The organism is Micromonospora sp. NPDC050276 (assembly GCF_044459545.1).
Lineage (GTDB): Bacteria > Actinomycetota > Actinomycetes > Mycobacteriales > Micromonosporaceae > Micromonospora.
On record NZ_JBITJA010000009.1, the window covers coordinates 266,664 to 283,073 of the forward strand.

Sequence of the window (16,410 nt, forward strand, 5' to 3'; positions counted from 1 at the left end):
GGTCAGCCCTTCATGGCCACGGCCGGCGGCGCGGTCTCGTCACCGGTGAGGCTCTTCTGCGCGGTGGCCGTGAACGCGGTGCCGCTGCCGGTCAGCTTGGCCTGGAACATCGGCTGGAGCAGCGCGTGGTCGGCGGCCCGGATGGTCATCTTGCCCTTGACCCCGTCGAAGCTCCAGTCCTCCAGCGCGGTGACCATCTTGTCGACGTCGTCACCGCCCTCCTGCACGGCACGGACCACCATCTGCGCGGCGGCGAAGCCGTCCGGGTGGAACAGGTCGATGGTGTTGACCTTGGCCTTCAGCGCCTTGCTGGCCTCGGTGTCGCTGGCACCGTCGAAGTAGTGCGACAGGAAGGAGATCTTCGCGCCGGCAGCACCGAAGGTCGGCCACGAGGCGCGGATGTCCAGGCCGGTGACGACCGTGGTCGACGAGAGTACGGCCTGCTGGTCGAGGGTCTGCCACATGGCCGGAGCGGTCGTGCCCGCCCACGCCACGAAGAGCAGGTCCGGCTTGGCGGCCTTGATCTGGCTGGCGAACGGGGTGAACTCGGTGGCACTGGCCGGGGCCCGGACACTGCTCACGGTCGCGCCCGCGCCACCGATGACGGCCTTGACGGCGGCCTCGTTGGCGTCGCCGAACGCGCCGTCCTGGGCGAAGACCACCACCTTCTTGCCGGTCGGGTCGCCGATGAACGACTTGGCGGTCACCACGTCCTGGTAGGACTGCCGACCGGAGCGGAACGTGTACTTGTTCGCGCCGGTCACCGCATCCGTGGCGGCCGGGCCGGAGATGAAGAGGACCTTGTTCTGCGCGGCGATGGGGGCGACCTGCAACGCCACACCGGAGGCGGTGGAGCCGGCAATGATCTTCGTGCCCTTGCCGATCAGGTCCTTCGCCGCGGAGACCGCCTTGGCCGGGTCGCCCGCGTCGTCCACCTCGGTCAGCTCGATCTTCCGGTCACCGACCTTGCCGGTGCCCTTCGTGGCGAAGTCGAGCCCCGCCTTGAACCCCTCGATGTACTGCTTTCCGTAGCTGGCCAGGGCACCCGACTGGGAGTACACCAGGCCGACCTTGACCGGCGCGGCACTGTCGCCGCCGCCGGTGGCGGTGTCCTGCGGGCTGCCACAGGCCGTGGCGGCCAACGCCGCGGCCATCATCGTGGCGGCGGAGAGGAACACCCGCCGCGTCGTCCGGACCGTCATTGCGACTCCACATGAGGACTCGGAGGGAGAGAACTTCTTCGTGTCGGCTCACGCTAGAAGTGACGTCACCCACGAGCTATGTGGCAGAAACACACAAGTAACAGGAATGAGGTGGCCGAGGGTTACAACGGGCCGCACTACCAGCCGGGAGCCCTCGCCCTCGATGGCCCCAACCCCCACGGACCACCCAAGCCGTGTGTCGCCTCGCGCCATTCGCCCCGATCGGTCAGCCGCAGAGCCCGTCGTGCGCAGGCAGCGCCGACGACCGTCGCCGAGCACCCCGACCGGAAACCCCCCGCCCGACCGCACTCGATGCCCCGCGGGCGAAGATCGCTGCCTCAACTCGCCCAGGAGCGGATCAGCTCCGGGCCGAGGTTCGGTCAGAGGCCGGCGCGGGCGGCGACGGCAGTGTCCGGGTGGTCGCTGAAGACACCGTCGAGGCCCAGGCCGAGGAAGAGCTCGTACTCGGCGGTGATGTCGCCGCGCGCGTTCGGGTCGGTGCCGATCCGGAAGTCCACCGGGAGGAACTGGTTCTCGGCGCGGAACGTCCAGGCGTGCACGAGCAGGTGCTCCCGGTGCGCGTCGCGCACCACGGTGGTCGGGGCGAGCAGGGCGCCGGCGGCGTTCCGGGGCACGATCAGGTTCTTGTTCGCGCCGATGCCGTCGGCGTACCCGGCGATCCACTTCAGGCCGGCCGCGGTGGCCAGGTCCTGGTAGGTGCGGGTGTCACCGGCGGCGGTGAAATCGTACGGGCGGCCGGCGGCGTCGAGCAGTTGGATCAGCTTCACCTCGGTCAGCCGGCTCAGCCGGCGCAGGTTGGCCGTCTCGAACGACTGGATGAAGACCGGCGAGTTCTTCCGGTCCAGCTTGTTCTGCCGCAGCGTCCGCAGCAGCGGCTCCTCCAGCGGAAGACCGATCGCGGCGAAGTAGCTCGGGTGCTTGGTCTCCGGGTAGATCCCGATGGTGCGGCCCCGTGCCCGCCCTTCGGTCCGGGCCAGGTCAATGACCTCCTGGAGGGTGGGCACCTCGAAGCGGCCGTCGAAGGCGGTGTTCGCCGCGCGTACCTGCGGCAGCCGCTCCTTGGCCCGCAGTGTCTTCAACTCGGCGAGGGTGAAGTCCTCGGTGAACCAACCGGTCACCGCCACACCGTCGATGGTCTTCGTCGCCTTGCGGGCCGCGAACTCCGGGTGGTTCGACACGTCGGTGGTGCCGGAGATCTCGTTCTCGTGTCGGGCGACCAGCACGCCGTCGGAGGTGGAGACCAGGTCCGGCTCGATGTAGTCGGCCCCCATCCGGATCGCCAACCGGTACGCCTCCAGCGTGTGCTCCGGCCGGTAGCCGCTGGCGCCACGGTGGCCGATCACGATGGGTCCGTCGGTCGCCCGGGAGCGGTCCGCGGTCGTGGCCGGTTCGGCGGCGGCCATGGTCGGCAGGACCACGGCGGCGGCGAGCAGAGCGCCGGCCACGCCGAAGGTCGAGAGGGTACGTCGCAACGCCGTCTCCTGTCGTCGGTGGTCGGGGTAAGCAGACCGCCCGCGATTTGCCAGGAGTTGGTCGATGGCTGGCCGGCAGATGAATCTCCGGAATGCCCGTTCCCACTCCAGGGTCGCGGGCGGACAGGAAGATTGTCTGGTGCGCCGGTTTTTCCGCAATCCCGTGCGGCTGGTGCCGTTCGCGTTCCTGCTGCCGATCCTGCTCGGGACCGGGTTGCTCATGGCGCGCTGGGCGACCGTCGAGCACCAGCGCCCGCCGCTGGTCACCGCGCTCTTCACCGCCACCTCAGCCGTGTCGGTCACCGGTATGGCGATCACCGACACGCCGAACTACTGGTCCGGCCCCGGACTGCTGGTGATCACCCTGCTCACCCAGCTCGGCGGTCTCGGCATCCTGACGGTCGCGGCGTTGGTCATCCTGGTGGTCTCCAGTCAGCTCGGGCTGCGCAACCGGTTGCTCGTGCAGGCCGAGACGGCGGAGTTCGGCATCAGCGACGTGGGTCGGCTGCTCCGCCGGATCGCGCTGACCGTCTTCGCCTGCGAGGCGGTGATGACCGTGCTGGTCGCCGGTCGGCTCTGGCTGACCTACGACTACCCGTTCGGGCAGGCCCTCTGGTCGGGTGTCTTCCACGCCGTGCAGGTGTTCAACAACGGTGGCTTCGCGCTGTACACCGACGGCCTGCTGGCCTTCAGTCGTGACCCGTGGGTGTCGCTGCCCCTGGCGGTCGGCGGGATCATCGGCGGCCTCGGGTTTCCGGCCCTGTTCGAGGCGGTCCGTGAGTGGCGTCAACCAACGCGCTGGGCGGTGGCGACGAAGCTGACCATCTGGGGCAGTGCGGTGCTGCTGCTGGTCGGGTTCGCCGGCCTGCTCACCGCCGAGTGGACCAACACGGACACGATCGGCCAGTACGACGCATCGGGCAAGATCCTCGCGTCGTTCACCCAGATCGCGCTGAGTCGCACCGGCGGCTTCAGCGTGCTGGACATCACGGCCCTCCAAGAGGAGAGCTATCCCCTGCTGATCGTGTTGATGTTCATCGGTGGCGGCAGCGCCAGCACCGCCGGTGGCATCAAGGTCTCCACGTTCTTCCTGTTGGCGTTCACCATCTGGGCGGAGTTGCGGGGCGAGCCCGACGTGACGATCGGGCACCGGCGGGTGGCCACCGCCAGCCAGCGGCAGGCGGTCACGGTGGCGCTGCTCAGTGTCGCGCTGGTGATTGGCGGAACGATGGTGTTGCTCCTGCTCACCGAGGGCGTCCGCTTCGTGGCGGCGCTGTTCGAGATCACCTCGGCGTTCAGCACCACCGGACTGACCATCGGCCTGGCCGCCGAACTGCCGGCCGGCGGCCAGCTGGCGTTGACCGTGCTCATGTTCATCGGCCGGGTCGGGACGCTCACCCTCGGGTCGGCGATCGCCTTGAACACCCGACGTCGGCTCTACCGCTACCCCCAAGAGCAACCCATTGTCGGCTAGGGCGTGTTTCGGAGGTGCCGGTCGAGCCGAGCCGGCGCCCAGGCGTGAGGAGGACCGAGGTGTCGGCTAAACGGGCGGACAGCAGCGGCATCGTGGTGATCGGGTTGGGTCGATTCGGTTGCCACCTGGCCGGGTCGCTGACCCGAATGAGCCGCGAGGTGCTGGCCATCGACCGCAGCCCGGAGAAGGTGCAGCGCTGGTCGGCGCAGCTCGACCGGGTGGTGCAGGCTGACTCGACCGAGGAGGGAGCGCTGCGGCAGTTGGGCATCACCAGCTTCGGGCGGGCGGTGGTGGCCATCGGGGCCTCGGTGGAGGCAAGCGTGCTGACCGTGCTGGCGCTGGTCGAGCTGGGTGTGCCCCAGATCTGGGCTCGGGCCACCTCGCAGAAACACGCCAAGATCCTGTCATCGGTGGGCGCGCACCACGTGATCTTCCCGGAGGCGGAGACCGGGGATCGGGTCGCCCACCTGATCGTCAGCCGGCTGCTCGACTTCATCGAGTTCGACGACGACTTCGCCATCGCCACCGTCCGGGTGCCGGAGTCGCTGGTCGGGCGCACCCTGCTCGACCTGCGACCAGAGGAGCGTTTCGGGGTGCGCATGGTCGGCGCCAAACTGCCGGGCGAGCGCTTCCGGTACGCCTCCGACGACACGGCACTTCCCCACGGCGGGGTACTCATCGTCGAGGGCGGAATCGACCAGGTCCAACGGTTCGCGGGGATGAGCTGACGGCGTACCCCGGGGCGGGGCTCACCGTCCCTTCCGGTGACCACCCGGCCCCTTGGTCACCTTCCCGTTTTTCCCGGACCACCCCGCTCCGCGGCCTTCGGCTTCGCGGGCTCCTTGGCCGGCTTCGGGGGCTTGGCCTTGGGCGCACCGCCGCCCGAACCGGAGCCGGGACGCACCGTCGCGGCCTTGGGCGGGGCCTTCGTCGTGGCGGTCTTGCTCGGCGGGGCGGTGGAGGGCGTACTGCCGGCGACCCCGGACACCCGGACGCCGCAGGTCGCCTCACCGAGCCGGAACTCGACCGGCAGCGGGTTCGCCCCGCTGTACTTACCCGTCAGGGTCAGCTTCTCGGCCGCGCCGGGCGCGAGCGTGGTGCGGTGGGCCGCCGGCCGGATCAGCACCGTGCTTCCCTGCTGGTGCACCGGTGCGGGCTCCGCCTTCGTCACCGTCTGCTGCCCGGGGAAGGTGAAACTCATCGTCCAGTCCCGCAGCTCACGACCACCGGTATTGGTCAGGGTCAGCTCGGCGGCGAACTCTTTGCCGGAGTCGGTGCGCAGCGCGTACGCCACCTCGCAGGGCGGCGCCGCCGGCAGACCCATCCGGGCCTCGGTGGTCGGCCGGTCCCCGCCGCTGGCTGGGCTACGCGAGGTGAACCCCCACATCGCCCCGGTGACCGCGATCAAGCCGACGGCGGCCACGCCGGCCTCCACCCGCCGACGCCGGGTCACTCGCTGCCGCGTCCGACGGTTCCGATCCCGGGTCCGGGACAGCGGCAACGCGTCGGTCGCCGCCGACCAGGGCAGGATCGTGGTACGCGCACTGCCGAGCATGGCCGCGTCCAGGGGCCCGCCGGCCGGGGAGACCGGCACCGCCGTGAGCATGCCGGCCGCGTCGGCGAGGGTGCGGGTCAGCTCTGCGGTCGCCGGCCGGTCGGCGGGCCGCTTGGCCAGGCAGCGTCCGACCAGGTCGGCCACCCCGTCGGGCAGCCCCGGGACGGTGGGCATCGGCTCTGGGTCGCTGTACATGTGCGCCCGCAGCATCTGGGTGGTCGTGCTGGCCCGCCACGGCAGTCGGCCGGTGAGCATCCGGTAGAGCAGCAGCCCGACCGCGTACACGTCGGTGGCCGGGGAGACCTGGCCGTTGTCCAGGCGTTCCGGGGCGAGGTACGCGGGAGTGCCCAGCAGCGCGCCGTCCGGCCCCCTCTCGCTCTCGCCGACGAGCGCGGAGATGCCGAAGTCGACCACCTTGACCCCGGTCGACGTGAGCATGACGTTGCCCGGGGTGACGTCGCGGTGCACCACACCGCGAACGTGCGCGGTGGCCAGGGCCGAGCTGACCTCCGCACCGATGGTCACCGCCTCCCGCCACGGCAGCTGGCTCTCCCGGCCCAGCCGGCTGGCCAGCGAAGCGCCGTCGACCAGCTCCATCACCACGTACGGCACGGTCAGACCGACCTGCTCGGACTCGCCGTAGTCGTACACGTTGGTGATGTTGGGATGGCAGAGCCGTGCGGCGGCCTGCGCCTCGATCCGGATCCGGTGCCGGAAGGCCCGGTCGCTGGCCAACCGGGAGGCCAACACCTTCACCGCGACCTGACGGCCGAGCACCTCGTCGTAGCCGCGCCAGACCACCGACATACCGCCCGCGCCGAGTTGCTCGATCAGCCGGTACCGCTCATCGAGTAGCTGCGCGCCCTTTCGGTCCCCACCGCCCATGGTGACCGTTGTTGCCCAGGAACGACCGGCCTACACCTGGCGTATCGGAATCGGTCAGGATTGTCACCCGTTCAGGGCGTGCCCTATGCGGTGGCCAGCAGCTGGTCCACCGGGGCGTAGTCGTCGGTCAGCACCATCGCCCCACCGACGAAGTCCGTCAGCGCCTTGCCGGAGAGCAGGCTGACCTTCGGGTCCACCTCGCTCAGCCGGGCGCGGACGGCGTCCAGCGGCAGCGGCGCGTCGGAGCCGACGATGAGGAAGTTGGAGCCCTGCTCCTCGGCGAGCGCCTCCGGCGGCGCGATCAACGCGACGTGCCCGAACTCGGCGGCCACCGTGGCCAGCTCGGCACGGATGAACCGCAGCGGCGGGTAGTCGATGACGTTCTGCACGTACACCCCGCCGGGGCGGGTCACCCGCCGGATGTCGGCGGCCATCTCCCGGGTGGCGAGGTGCCACGGCACCACCAGGTGACCGAACGCGTCACCGACCACCAGGTCGCGACCGTCCGTCGGCTCGCCGGCGACCAGCATCCGGGCGTCACCCACCACCGCCCGCAGCTCCGGCCCCGGGCGTACGCCCAGCTCCCGCTCACCCAGCTCCACCAGCCCGCCGTCGATCTCGAACACCAGGTTGTCGGTGCCCGGTCGGGTGGCGGTCAGGTAACCCGGCACGGTGAACCCGCCGCCGCCCAGGTGCAGCGCGTCCAGGCGTTGACCGGCCGGCGCGGCGACGTCGGCGACCGCGCCGATCCACTTCGTGTACGCGTACTCCAGGTGCTTCGGGTCGGCGAGGTCCACGTACGAGTGCTGGGCGGAGTTGAGCAGCAGCGTCCGCCCGGTGGCTCGGGACGGGTCCGGGGTGACCCGGGCGCAGTGGTATGCCGTCTCGATGTCACACGGGTTCGGTGCCACCGTGCTCAGCCCCGCCCCGACCAGGCCGAGCACGGCCAACGCGGCGCGGGCCCGGGCCGGACCGGGCAGCTCGGTGGGCTCCTGCCGGCGCAGGTACCAGCCGAGACCGATGCCGACCAGCCCGAGCGCGACCGCCAACGCCAGCAGGATGACGGTGCTGCGCAGCGCGGCGACCAGCACGAACCCGGTGAGCAGGGTGGCGGTGATGCCGCCCAGGGTGCCGATCCCGGAGAGCCGGCCGACCACCTGACCGGTGCGGCGCAGGTCGGCGAGTTGGAGCTTCACGACCAACGGGGTGACGGCGGCCAACAGGGCGGCCGGCACGAACACCGCCAGCGCCACCAGGAGCAGGATGCCGCTGGCCGCACCACCGCGCAGCACCTCACCGGCGTATCGGACGACGGGCAGGGTGACCGCGGTGGCGATGCCGGCCAGCACCAGCGCCGGCGCCAGCAGCCCACGGGGGTTACGGCGGTCGGCCAGCCAGCCGCCGGACCACGCCCCGTACGCGATAGCGGCCAGCGCGATACCGATCACCGAGCTGGTCACCTGGAGGGTCACCCCGACGTACGGGCCGACCAGGCGCAGCGCGACGGTCTCCAGCACCAGCACGGCGCCGCTGGAGAAGAAGACCAGGAAGGCGGCCAGGCCGTTGGGCAGCGCCCGGCCGGTGACCGGCACGGGCGGGCCAGGGAAAGCCGGCGGGGCCGCTACGTCGGACGGTGGGGAACTCATCGTCGCGATGGTACGCAGCGAAGCTGGTGCTTCGGGTCAGTACATCGAGAGATGAACATGGTTCGTGTGGGAGGCGGCGGGACTGCCGCTCCCACTGTACGAACGCCACCCGGTGCCGGGATGCCAGATCTGCCGGTACCAGATCACGTAGAGCACGCCCAGCCGGTCGGCATTACGCACGTGCCAGGCGGCCAGGCTGTCCCCGTACGCCTTGTCGCCGCCGGTCGCGTTCTTGTCCTCGAAGCCGTTCGTGGCGGCCGCGAAGTCGCAGGCCCTGCCCTTCGGGTGCTCGCCGCCTCCGCCGCTGCGGTGGCAGGAGACGTGCCGCTTGTAGCCGGCCGCCTGGGTCTGCTTGAGCGCGTTGAGGGTGCGCGGGGTGATGCATCCGGAGGTGGTCGGGTCGTTCACGGAGCAGGATTCCGACGGCCAGGACCCGTCGGAGTTGCGCGGGGCCGGCTTCGCCGAGGCGGAGCTGCCGCCGCTGAAACCGTTGCTGCTGCCCGAGCTGACCTCGGCCAGCGCCTCCTCGGCTTCCTTCTTCTTCTTCGCCATCACGGCGAGCTGCTTCTGCTGCTCGCGGACCTCGGCGTCGATGGCGACCTTGGCCTGCTGCGCCTGCTGCCGCGCCTCGGTGAGATCACGCAGCCGCTTGCTGTCCCGCTGGGCCATCAGGTCCAGGTCGCCCGCGCGTTGCAGGAACGCCTCCGGCGTGGCGGTGTTGAGCAGCATCGACGCCGCACTCAGCCGGCCGAAGCGGTACGACTGTGCGGCCACCTCGCCGACCTGGGCGGTGAGCCCGACCAGCCGGCCCTCCAGCGCCGTCAGCTCGCTTGTCAGCGCCGCCTGGCGACGCTTGGAATTGTCCAGTTTGGCCTTGGCCTCGATGTGCCCCTTGGCGGTCAGCTCCAACGCGTCCCGCAGCTTCTTGCTGCCGCCCTCGCCCGGCTCCGCGTACGCGGGCACGGCAGCGCCGCCGAGCACCAGCGCGACGGCGGCGAACAGGGCGAACAGAGCGCGGCGACCGAGCCGCGGGCTGAGCCTGGTCCTGGGCACGAAAGCGTCCTTCCGTCGACCGCCGGCCCCCGGTTGACCACTACGCGGCGGCGTCCCCACCGGCGCCGGTCGGCGGCCTGCTGGCGGAGACCGCCGGTCACGATACCGGACTCTGGGCCGGTGACCAGCCCCCTGAGCCCCGGGCTGTCTCGATGTCGACGCAGCGTCCCAGCGTGGTCGCGCAGCGCATGGATCAGGTGCTGAGGAGGGCCTCGCGTACCTCGGCCCAGACCTGCTCGTTGGCCGCGACGAGCAGCCCGCGGCCGTCGTCGGCGGGGTGGTAGTCGACGCCGTCGAACCGGCGGGCGACGCCCCCGGCGGCACGGACCAGCAGGGTGCCCGGAGCATGGTCCCACGGCAGGGTGCGCCAGAAGAGAACGAACTGCTGCTCGCCGGTGAGGATGTCCAGGTACTCCCGACCGGCGCAGTGCTGGCCGGGCAGCAGCTCACCGAGCCGCCGGCCGCCGGCACGGACCCGGTCCCGGGTCTCCGGTGGCAGGAACTTGGTCATCGCCGCGCCGCGCAGCTCGCCCAGCGCCGGCACCGCACCGGCGCGGTCCACCGGCCGGCCGTTGAGCAGGGTGCCCTCGTCCGCCGAACCGACGGCGAGAGTGTCGGCGAGCGGGTCGAGAATCCAGCCGGCGGTCGGTCGCCCCTCGCTCAGCAGCGAAACCATCAGGGCGAACGGCCGGCGACCCGCAGCGAAGTTGGCGGTGCCGTCGACCGGGTCGACCAGCCAGACGTCCCCGCCGCCGCGCAGGTGCCGGAGCAACCCCGGATCGTCGGCGACGCCCTCCTCGCCCACCACCATCGAGCCCGGCCGCAGCCGGCGCAACCCGGCCGAGATCAGCTCCTCGGCCCGACGGTCGGCGACGGTGACCACCTCGCCGGGCGCCTTCTCCGACACGTCATCGTCGTCGAGCTTGCGAAACAGTGGCAGCACGACCTGGTCGGCGGCCTCCCAGAGCAGGTCGCCAACGTCGTCCAGCAGGGTGTCAGCCACGCGGCGGCAGCTTGACCACGCTGACGAAGAACTCGTCGATCTGACGGACCACCGAGATGAAGCGCTCGAAGTCCACCGGCTTGGTCACGTAGGCGTTGGCGTGCAGTTGGTAGCTGCGCAGGATGTCCTCGTCGGCCTGTGAGGTGGTGAGCACCACCACCGGGATCCGGCGCAGTTCCTCGTCCTTCTTGATCTCTTCGAGCACCTCCCGGCCGTCGCGCCGGGGCAGGTTGAGGTCGAGCAGGATCAGGTCGGGCGCCACCGCGTCGGCGTACTGGCCCTCCCGTCGCAGGTAGGCGAGCGCCTCGGCGCCGTCGGAGACGACGGTCAGCCGGTTGCGCACCTTGTGCTCCTCGAACGCCTCCTGGGTCATCAGCACGTCACCCGGGTCGTCCTCCACGAGCAGGACCTCGATCGGGCTCTTGCCATCCGCCGGCGCGGTCATCCCACCGTCTCCCTCATGTCACCCGTTCTACCGCTTTCCGGCGTCTCGTCGGCGCGGTCCGGCTGGTCCGACCCATCGGCCTGCTCCGTCAGCGCTGCCGGAGCCTCGTTCGAGGACGTGCCGTCCTCCGCACCGGGGGCGTCCGGCTGCTCCGACGAGTCGGCGGCGGCAGCCGCCTCGACGTCCCCGGGGAGCGCCGGCAGGGTGAACCGGATCGCGGTGCCCTCCGGCACGTCGGTGTCCACCCAGACGCGGCCGCCGTGATATTCGACGATCTTCTTGACGATCGCCAACCCGATGCCGGTGCCCGGGTACGCGTCCTTCGAGTGCAGCCGCTGGAAGATCACGAAGATCTTGTCGGCGAACTCCGGCTCGATCCCGATGCCGTTGTCCTGGCAGCTGATCTCCCACTCGGTGCCCACCAACCGGGCCGAGATGTGCACCTTCGACGGCACATCCGGGCGGCGGAACTTGATCGAGTTACTGACCAGGTTGGCAAGCAGGTTGGTGAGCAGTGGTTCCTCACCCGAGATCACCGGCAGCTCGGTCCAGGTCAGCTCGGCATCCGCGTACTGCCGGGCGGCCTCGGTCTGTCCGGCCACGTCACCCATCACCTTGTTGAGGTCGACCTCGACGAAGCCGGTGGTGAGCCGCCCGATGCGGGAGAACGCCAGCAGGTCGTTGATCAGGCGCTGCATCCGCTGCGCCCCGTCCACCGCGAAGGCGATGTACTGGTCAGCCCGCTCGTCGAGCTGCCCGGCGTAGCGGCGCTGGAGCAGCTGGCAGAAGCTGGCGACCTTGCGCAGCGGCTCCTGCAGATCGTGCGAAGCCACGTACGCGAACTGCTCCAGGTCACGGTTGGAGCGGGTCAGCTCCTCGGCCTGCTTCTGAAGCTGGCTGTTGACCCACTCGATGCGTTCGCGGGCGGCCCGGACCTCGGCCAGGTCTGCGGCGATCTTCTGCCGCATCGCGTCCACGTCCTGGCCGAGCCGGATGAACTCCGGCGGGCCGGTGGTGGCGATGCCGTGCTGGTAGTCACCCTCGGCGACCTCGCGGACCTGGTCGGCCAGCCCGATCAGGGGTCGGATGACCATCCGGTCCAGCGAGAGCACCAGCAGCGCCCCGGCGACGACCACCACCAGCGCGGCGACGATCAGGAGGACGACCAGCACGTTACTGCTGGTACGCACGTCAGCGGCGGCCTGCTCCCGGGCGGCCAGGATCTCCTCTTGGAGGTCGTTCACCGCCGACCGCACCTGGTCGAACTGCTGCCGGGCGCGTTCGGTGACCAACGCCTGACCGGCGCTGGTGCCGCTCTGCTCGGTGGTGGTGATCACCGGCTCCGCCACCGACTGCCGCCACTGCGCCGTGCGCTCCTCGACGATCCGCAGCTCCTGGCCGATCTGCGGATAGTCGTCGAGCAGCGCCCGCATCGAGGCGACGACGTTCTTCTCCTGCTCCAGCCCTTCCCGATAGGGGTCCAGGTCGGCCGGATTACCGCTGACCGCATACCCCCGGATCGCCGTCTCCTGGTCGAGCAGCGCGTTGAGCAGCTCCTGCGACTGCACCCGGAGCGGGCCGGTCTCGTTCAGCACGGCGTCGATCTGGGTGCGGTTGCGGGCGGCCATCGCCGCCTCCGCGGTGGCCAGGCCGATCAGCAACACACCCACGACGGTGAGCAGGGTGATCACCCGGCGGCGCAGACTCCAGCCGCCGACCACCGGCCTCACCGGCCACCGCCCCGGCTGACCAGCAGCATGGCCACATCGTCGGCGAGCGCGCCGCCGTTGAGCCGCTCGGCCCGGCCGACCAGCCAGGCCGGTAGCTCCGGCAGCGACACCGAACGGTTGTCCGGCTCGTCCAGCAACCCACTGAGGCCCGGCACGTCGAGCCGTTCGTCGCCGGCACCCACCCGCCCCTCGATCAGGCCGTCGGTGTACATCAGCAGGGACCAGTCATCGGTGTCGAACTCCAGGTCGTAGGCGATCGGCCGGCGCGGTCGTACGCCCAGCAGCCGGCCGCCGGGCGCGGGCACCGGAGCGACCCGGCCGCCGGAGAGCAGCAGGGGCGGCGGGTGCCCGGCCAGGCGGACGGTGGCCCGGTTGGCGTCCAGGTCCAGTCGGACGGTGGCCACCGTCGCGAAGATCTCCTGGAGGCGGCGCTCACTCATCAGCACCTGCTCCAGCGCGGGCAGCACCTCGTCGTCCGGCACTCCGGCGAGCACCAGGGCGCGCCAGGCCACCCGCAGCTCGACCCCGAGCGCGGCCTCGTCCACCCCGTGCCCGCAGACGTCGCCGACGATCAGGTTGAGGCAGTCCGGGTGGGTCTGCACCACGTCGAAGAAGTCCCCGCCGATCAAAGCGGCGTGCCGGCCGGGCCGGTAGAAGGTGTGCACCGCCACCTGGTCGGTCGTCATCAGCGGTTGGGGCAGCAGGCCGCGTTCCAGTCGGGCCGACTCGGCCTGGCGCAGCTCGACCTCGCGCAGCCGGCGGGCGTTCTCGTCGGCGCGCTTACGCTCCACGGCGTAGCGCAGCGCCCTGGTCAGCAGCACCCCGTCGACCTGGCCCTTGACCAGGTAGTCCTGGGCACCCTCGGCGACCGCCACCACGCCCAGGTGCTCGTCCGTACGGCCGGTCAGCACGCAGACCGCGGCGCCGCTGGACATCTCCAGCACCTGGCGCAGCCCGTCCAGCCCCTGCGCGTCGGGCAGGCCCAGGTCGAGCAGGACGCAGTCGACGTCGCCGATCCGCTGCCGCGCCTCCCGGAGGCTGGTGGCGACCAGCAGGTCGATCATCGAGTTCGTCTCGGCGAGCAGCTCACCGACCAGGAAGGCGTCACCCTCGTCGTCCTCCACCAACAGCACCCGCAACCGCTCACCGGGCGGCAGGTTGGCGTGCCGCGCCAGGCCACCGTGCGGGTACGGCACAACTGGGGAGCCGGCCGAGCCGGTCCCCCGGTGCGGCCGGGTCACCGCCGCGAGACGCGGGAGTTCGCTGGTGATGTCGGGCTCCTTCCGAGTGCCCCGCTGATCCTGTATTAGACAACGGTCGCACACAACACGACGCCGGCGGCGCGGGCGGGGATGGGCCGCATCACTGCCCACGGAGGGACATCCTTGCCGATCGGTGACCGCCCGGCCGTGCCGCCAGGTGCCGAGGGACGGCAGGATGGTTCCACCCCAGGCCCCACCACCCCCCGAGGAGTTCCCGTGGGCGCACCCACCACCCCGGCCGCGACGGGCACGCCGCCGCGTCCGGTTCCAGGCGTACCCGCTGCCAACCGCGCGCTGACTCGGCCGCGTCGGCGGCTGGTGGCCGCCGTGGCGGCGCTGCTCGCGCTGGCCGCGGTCGGCGCCGGCAGCCTGCTCGACCTGCGCACCCCGGCCCCGAGGCCGGCGGACGCGCCGGCGGGAGCGTTCAGCGCCACCCGGGCGTACGAGGACGTCCAGGTGATCGCGGCCCGGTCGCACGTCGCCGGCAGCCCGGCCAACGAGCAGGTCCGCGCGCACCTCGAGGCGCAGTTGCGGGGGCTGGGCCTGGAGACCGAGGTGCAGGACACCGTGGCGCAGGAGGCCGGTCAGCTCAGCGGGGCGGCGGGCGGGGCGACCCTGGCCCGGGTCCGCAACGTGGTGGCCCGGTTGCCCGGCACCGACTCGACCGGCCGGGTCTTCCTGGTCGCCCACTACGACTCGGTGCAGACCGGGCCGGGGGGCAACGACGACGCGGCCGGCACGTCGACCATCCTGGAGGTGGCCCGCGCGTTGACCACCGGCCCGCGGCCCCGCAACGACATCGTCTTCGTGCTGACCGACGCCGAGGAGGCGTGCCTCTGCGGCGCGTCCGCGTTCGCCGCCAGTCACCCGCTGGCCGCCGACGGCGGCGTGGTGCTCAACCTGGAGGCGCGGGGCTCCACCGGGCCGGTGATCATGTTTGAGACGTCCCGGAACAACGCGAAGCTGGTGGACATCTTCGGCCGGGCCGCCCCGCACCCGGTCGGCACCTCGTTCGCGGTGGAGATCTACCGCGCGCTGCCCAACGACACCGACTTCACCGCCTTCCTCGATCGGAAGTTCGTCGGGCTGAACTCGGCGTACATCGACGGCGGCGCGATCTACCACACGCCGCTGGACACCCCGGCGGCGATGGACCGGGGCAGCCTCCAGCAGCACGGCGACAACGCGCTGGGCCTGGCCCGCGAGTTCGGTCGCACCGACCTGACCGACCTACGCTCCGGGCACGACGCCACCTACTTCCCCGTCCCCGGCGGGCTGGTCCGCTACCCGGGCTGGCTCACCCTGCCGCTGGCTCTGCTCGCGGTGGCCGCGGTGGGCGCCCTGGGCTGGCTGACGCGTCGCAGTGGCCGGGCCAGCACCGGCCGGCTGGTCGCCGGCTTCGCGCTGGCCCTGGTGCCGATCGTCGCCGCGCCGGTCGCCGCCCAACTGCTCTGGCTGGCGATCACCACGATCCGACCGGGGTACGCGGAACTGCTCGACCCGTACCGGCCGATCTGGTACCGGCTGGCCGTCCTGGCGCTCGCCACCGCCGTCGTCCTCACCTGGTACGCGCTGCTGCGCCGTCGGGTCAGCCCGGCCGCCCTGGCCGTGGGCGGGCTGGCCTGGCTGGCCCTGCTCGGGGTGCTGCTCGCCGTGGCGGTGCCGGGCGGGGCGTACCTCACCACCCTGCCGGCGCTGGCCGGTGCCCTCGGCGGGTTGGTGGCGCTGCGTACCCGGCAGACCGGGCCCTGGCCGGTGGTGGCGGTGACCGCCGCCGCGGCCGTCGGGGTGGTCATCCTGCTGCCCACCGTGGTGCTGCTCTTTCCCGCGCTGGGAATGGCCATGGGCGGGGTCGCCGCGCTGGTCGCGGTGCTGCTCGGCCTGGCCGCCCTGCCGGTGGTCGACCTGCTGCACCCGCAGGCCGGCGGCCAGCGTGGCCTGCTGGCGTTGCGGGCCCGACGGCTCGGGGTGCTGCCGGCCGCCGCGGCCGCGGTGACGGCGGTGGTGCTCGCCGGGGTCGGGCTGAGCGTCGACCGGTTCGATGCCGCCCATCCCGCGCCCACCCACCTGATGTACGCGCTGGACGCCGGCACCGGCCAGGCCCGTTGGCTCAGCCACGAGGGCGACCCGCAGCCGTGGACGGACGGCTACGTGGACGGCGTGACCACGGTGGACGACTTCCCCGGCCTGGGCGATGCGGAGCTGCGGGGCGGTCCAGCCCCGGCGGCGGACCTGCCCGCGCCGAAGGTGGAGGTGCTCTCCGACACCCGCTCCGGTAACGAACGGCTGGTGCGGGTGCGTGTTCTCCCGCAGCGCCCGGTCCGCCTGCTCACGCTGCATGTGAACGGACCGACGGCGGTGACGTCGGCGACGGTGAACGGACGACAGTTCGACGTTCGGATGGCGCCGACTCAGAAGCCCTGGGGCTTCGGCGTGGTGTTCCACGCACCTCCAGCGGAGGGTGTCGAAATCGCGCTGACCATGTACCCGAGCCTCGCTGACGGCCCGGTCGCGCTGCGGGCGATGGACGCCAGTGACGGGTTGGACGCGCTGCCCGGCTTCCGCCCCCGGCCGCCGGCCGTCGGCGTCGTCGGGTCGCACAGCTCGGAGATGTTGGCGGTCGCCCGCACCTATCCCCTCTGATCTCACAGTGGTCCGGCGG

Annotated in this window: 12 protein-coding genes; 3 read left to right on the plus strand and 9 right to left on the minus strand. The window is 71.6% G+C overall.

What is annotated here, in order from left to right; all coding sequences use genetic code 11:
• Positions 1-2: 2 nt before the first annotated feature.
• Together ACIBF8_RS21985 and ACIBF8_RS21990 are read right to left on the minus strand one after the other, a co-directional pair.
• On the minus strand, positions 3-1,202 hold the full coding sequence (locus ACIBF8_RS21985) for a substrate-binding domain-containing protein (protein ID WP_396785186.1): 1,200 nt from the start codon (positions 1,200-1,202) through the stop codon (positions 3-5).
• A 380-nt stretch (positions 1,203-1,582) separates the two neighbouring features.
• On the minus strand, positions 1,583-2,695 hold the full coding sequence (locus ACIBF8_RS21990; protein ID WP_396785188.1) for a glycerophosphodiester phosphodiesterase: 1,113 nt from the start codon (positions 2,693-2,695) through the stop codon (positions 1,583-1,585).
• Positions 2,696-2,834: 139 nt separating this feature from the next.
• Between ACIBF8_RS21990 and ACIBF8_RS21995 the strand changes: the two genes are divergently transcribed.
• On the plus strand, positions 2,835-4,169 hold the full coding sequence (locus tag ACIBF8_RS21995; protein WP_396785190.1) for a TrkH family potassium uptake protein: 1,335 nt from the start codon (positions 2,835-2,837) through the stop codon (positions 4,167-4,169).
• A gap of 59 nt (positions 4,170-4,228) precedes the next feature.
• Positions 4,229-4,897 carry a potassium channel family protein gene (locus ACIBF8_RS22000; protein ID WP_396785192.1) on the plus strand — a complete coding sequence of 223 codons (669 nt, stop codon included), beginning with the start codon at positions 4,229-4,231 and terminating at the stop codon, positions 4,895-4,897.
• A 56-nt stretch (positions 4,898-4,953) separates the two neighbouring features.
• Here the strand turns inward: ACIBF8_RS22000 and ACIBF8_RS22005 are convergent, their stop codons facing one another.
• The 7 genes from ACIBF8_RS22005 to ACIBF8_RS22035 form a co-directional block, all read right to left on the minus strand.
• Positions 4,954-6,609 carry a protein kinase gene (locus tag ACIBF8_RS22005; protein ID WP_396785194.1) on the minus strand — a complete coding sequence of 552 codons (1,656 nt, stop codon included), beginning with the start codon at positions 6,607-6,609 and terminating at the stop codon, positions 4,954-4,956.
• An 83-nt stretch (positions 6,610-6,692) separates the two neighbouring features.
• Positions 6,693-8,255, minus strand: coding sequence for a fused MFS/spermidine synthase (locus ACIBF8_RS22010; protein ID WP_396785195.1), 1,563 nt, complete (start codon positions 8,253-8,255; stop codon positions 6,693-6,695).
• Positions 8,256-8,291: 36 nt separating this feature from the next.
• Positions 8,292-9,308, minus strand: coding sequence for a coiled-coil domain-containing protein (locus ACIBF8_RS22015; protein ID WP_396785197.1), 1,017 nt, complete (start codon positions 9,306-9,308; stop codon positions 8,292-8,294).
• 193 nt (positions 9,309-9,501) lie between these two features.
• Positions 9,502-10,311: an inositol monophosphatase family protein gene (locus ACIBF8_RS22020; protein ID WP_396785199.1), complete on the minus strand. Its 810-nt coding sequence runs from the start codon at positions 10,309-10,311 to the stop codon at positions 9,502-9,504.
• Positions 10,304-10,756: a response regulator gene (locus tag ACIBF8_RS22025; RefSeq protein WP_396785201.1), complete on the minus strand. Its 453-nt coding sequence runs from the start codon at positions 10,754-10,756 to the stop codon at positions 10,304-10,306. The genes ACIBF8_RS22020 and ACIBF8_RS22025 overlap by 8 nt, the downstream gene beginning before the upstream one ends.
• Entirely contained in the window at positions 10,753-12,486 is a 1,734-nt protein-coding gene (locus tag ACIBF8_RS22030; protein WP_396785203.1) for an ATP-binding protein, read from the minus strand. The genes ACIBF8_RS22025 and ACIBF8_RS22030 overlap by 4 nt, the downstream gene beginning before the upstream one ends.
• Positions 12,483-13,682 carry a PP2C family protein-serine/threonine phosphatase gene (locus tag ACIBF8_RS22035; RefSeq protein WP_396785205.1) on the minus strand — a complete coding sequence of 400 codons (1,200 nt, stop codon included), beginning with the start codon at positions 13,680-13,682 and terminating at the stop codon, positions 12,483-12,485. Before ACIBF8_RS22035 ends, ACIBF8_RS22030 begins: the two co-directional genes overlap by 4 nt.
• Before the next feature lie 282 nt (positions 13,683-13,964).
• On the opposite strand from ACIBF8_RS22035, the gene ACIBF8_RS22040 reads away from it, so the two are divergent.
• Positions 13,965-16,391, plus strand: coding sequence for a M28 family peptidase (locus tag ACIBF8_RS22040; protein ID WP_396785207.1), 2,427 nt, complete (start codon positions 13,965-13,967; stop codon positions 16,389-16,391).
• Positions 16,392-16,410 lie beyond the last annotated feature (19 nt).

What these genes read in the sequence shown, in the direction of transcription:
- ACIBF8_RS21985 (WP_396785186.1), bottom strand. Translation starts at nt 1,202, where the DNA reads ATGACGGTCCGGACGACGCGGCGGGTGTTCCTCTCCGCCGCCACGATG.
- ACIBF8_RS22005 (WP_396785194.1), bottom strand. Translation starts at nt 6,609, where the DNA reads ATGGGCGGTGGGGACCGAAAGGGCGCGCAGCTACTCGATGAGCGGTAC.
- ACIBF8_RS22010 (WP_396785195.1), bottom strand. Translation starts at nt 8,255, where the DNA reads ATGAGTTCCCCACCGTCCGACGTAGCGGCCCCGCCGGCTTTCCCTGGC.
- ACIBF8_RS22025 (WP_396785201.1), bottom strand. Translation starts at nt 10,756, where the DNA reads ATGACCGCGCCGGCGGATGGCAAGAGCCCGATCGAGGTCCTGCTCGTG.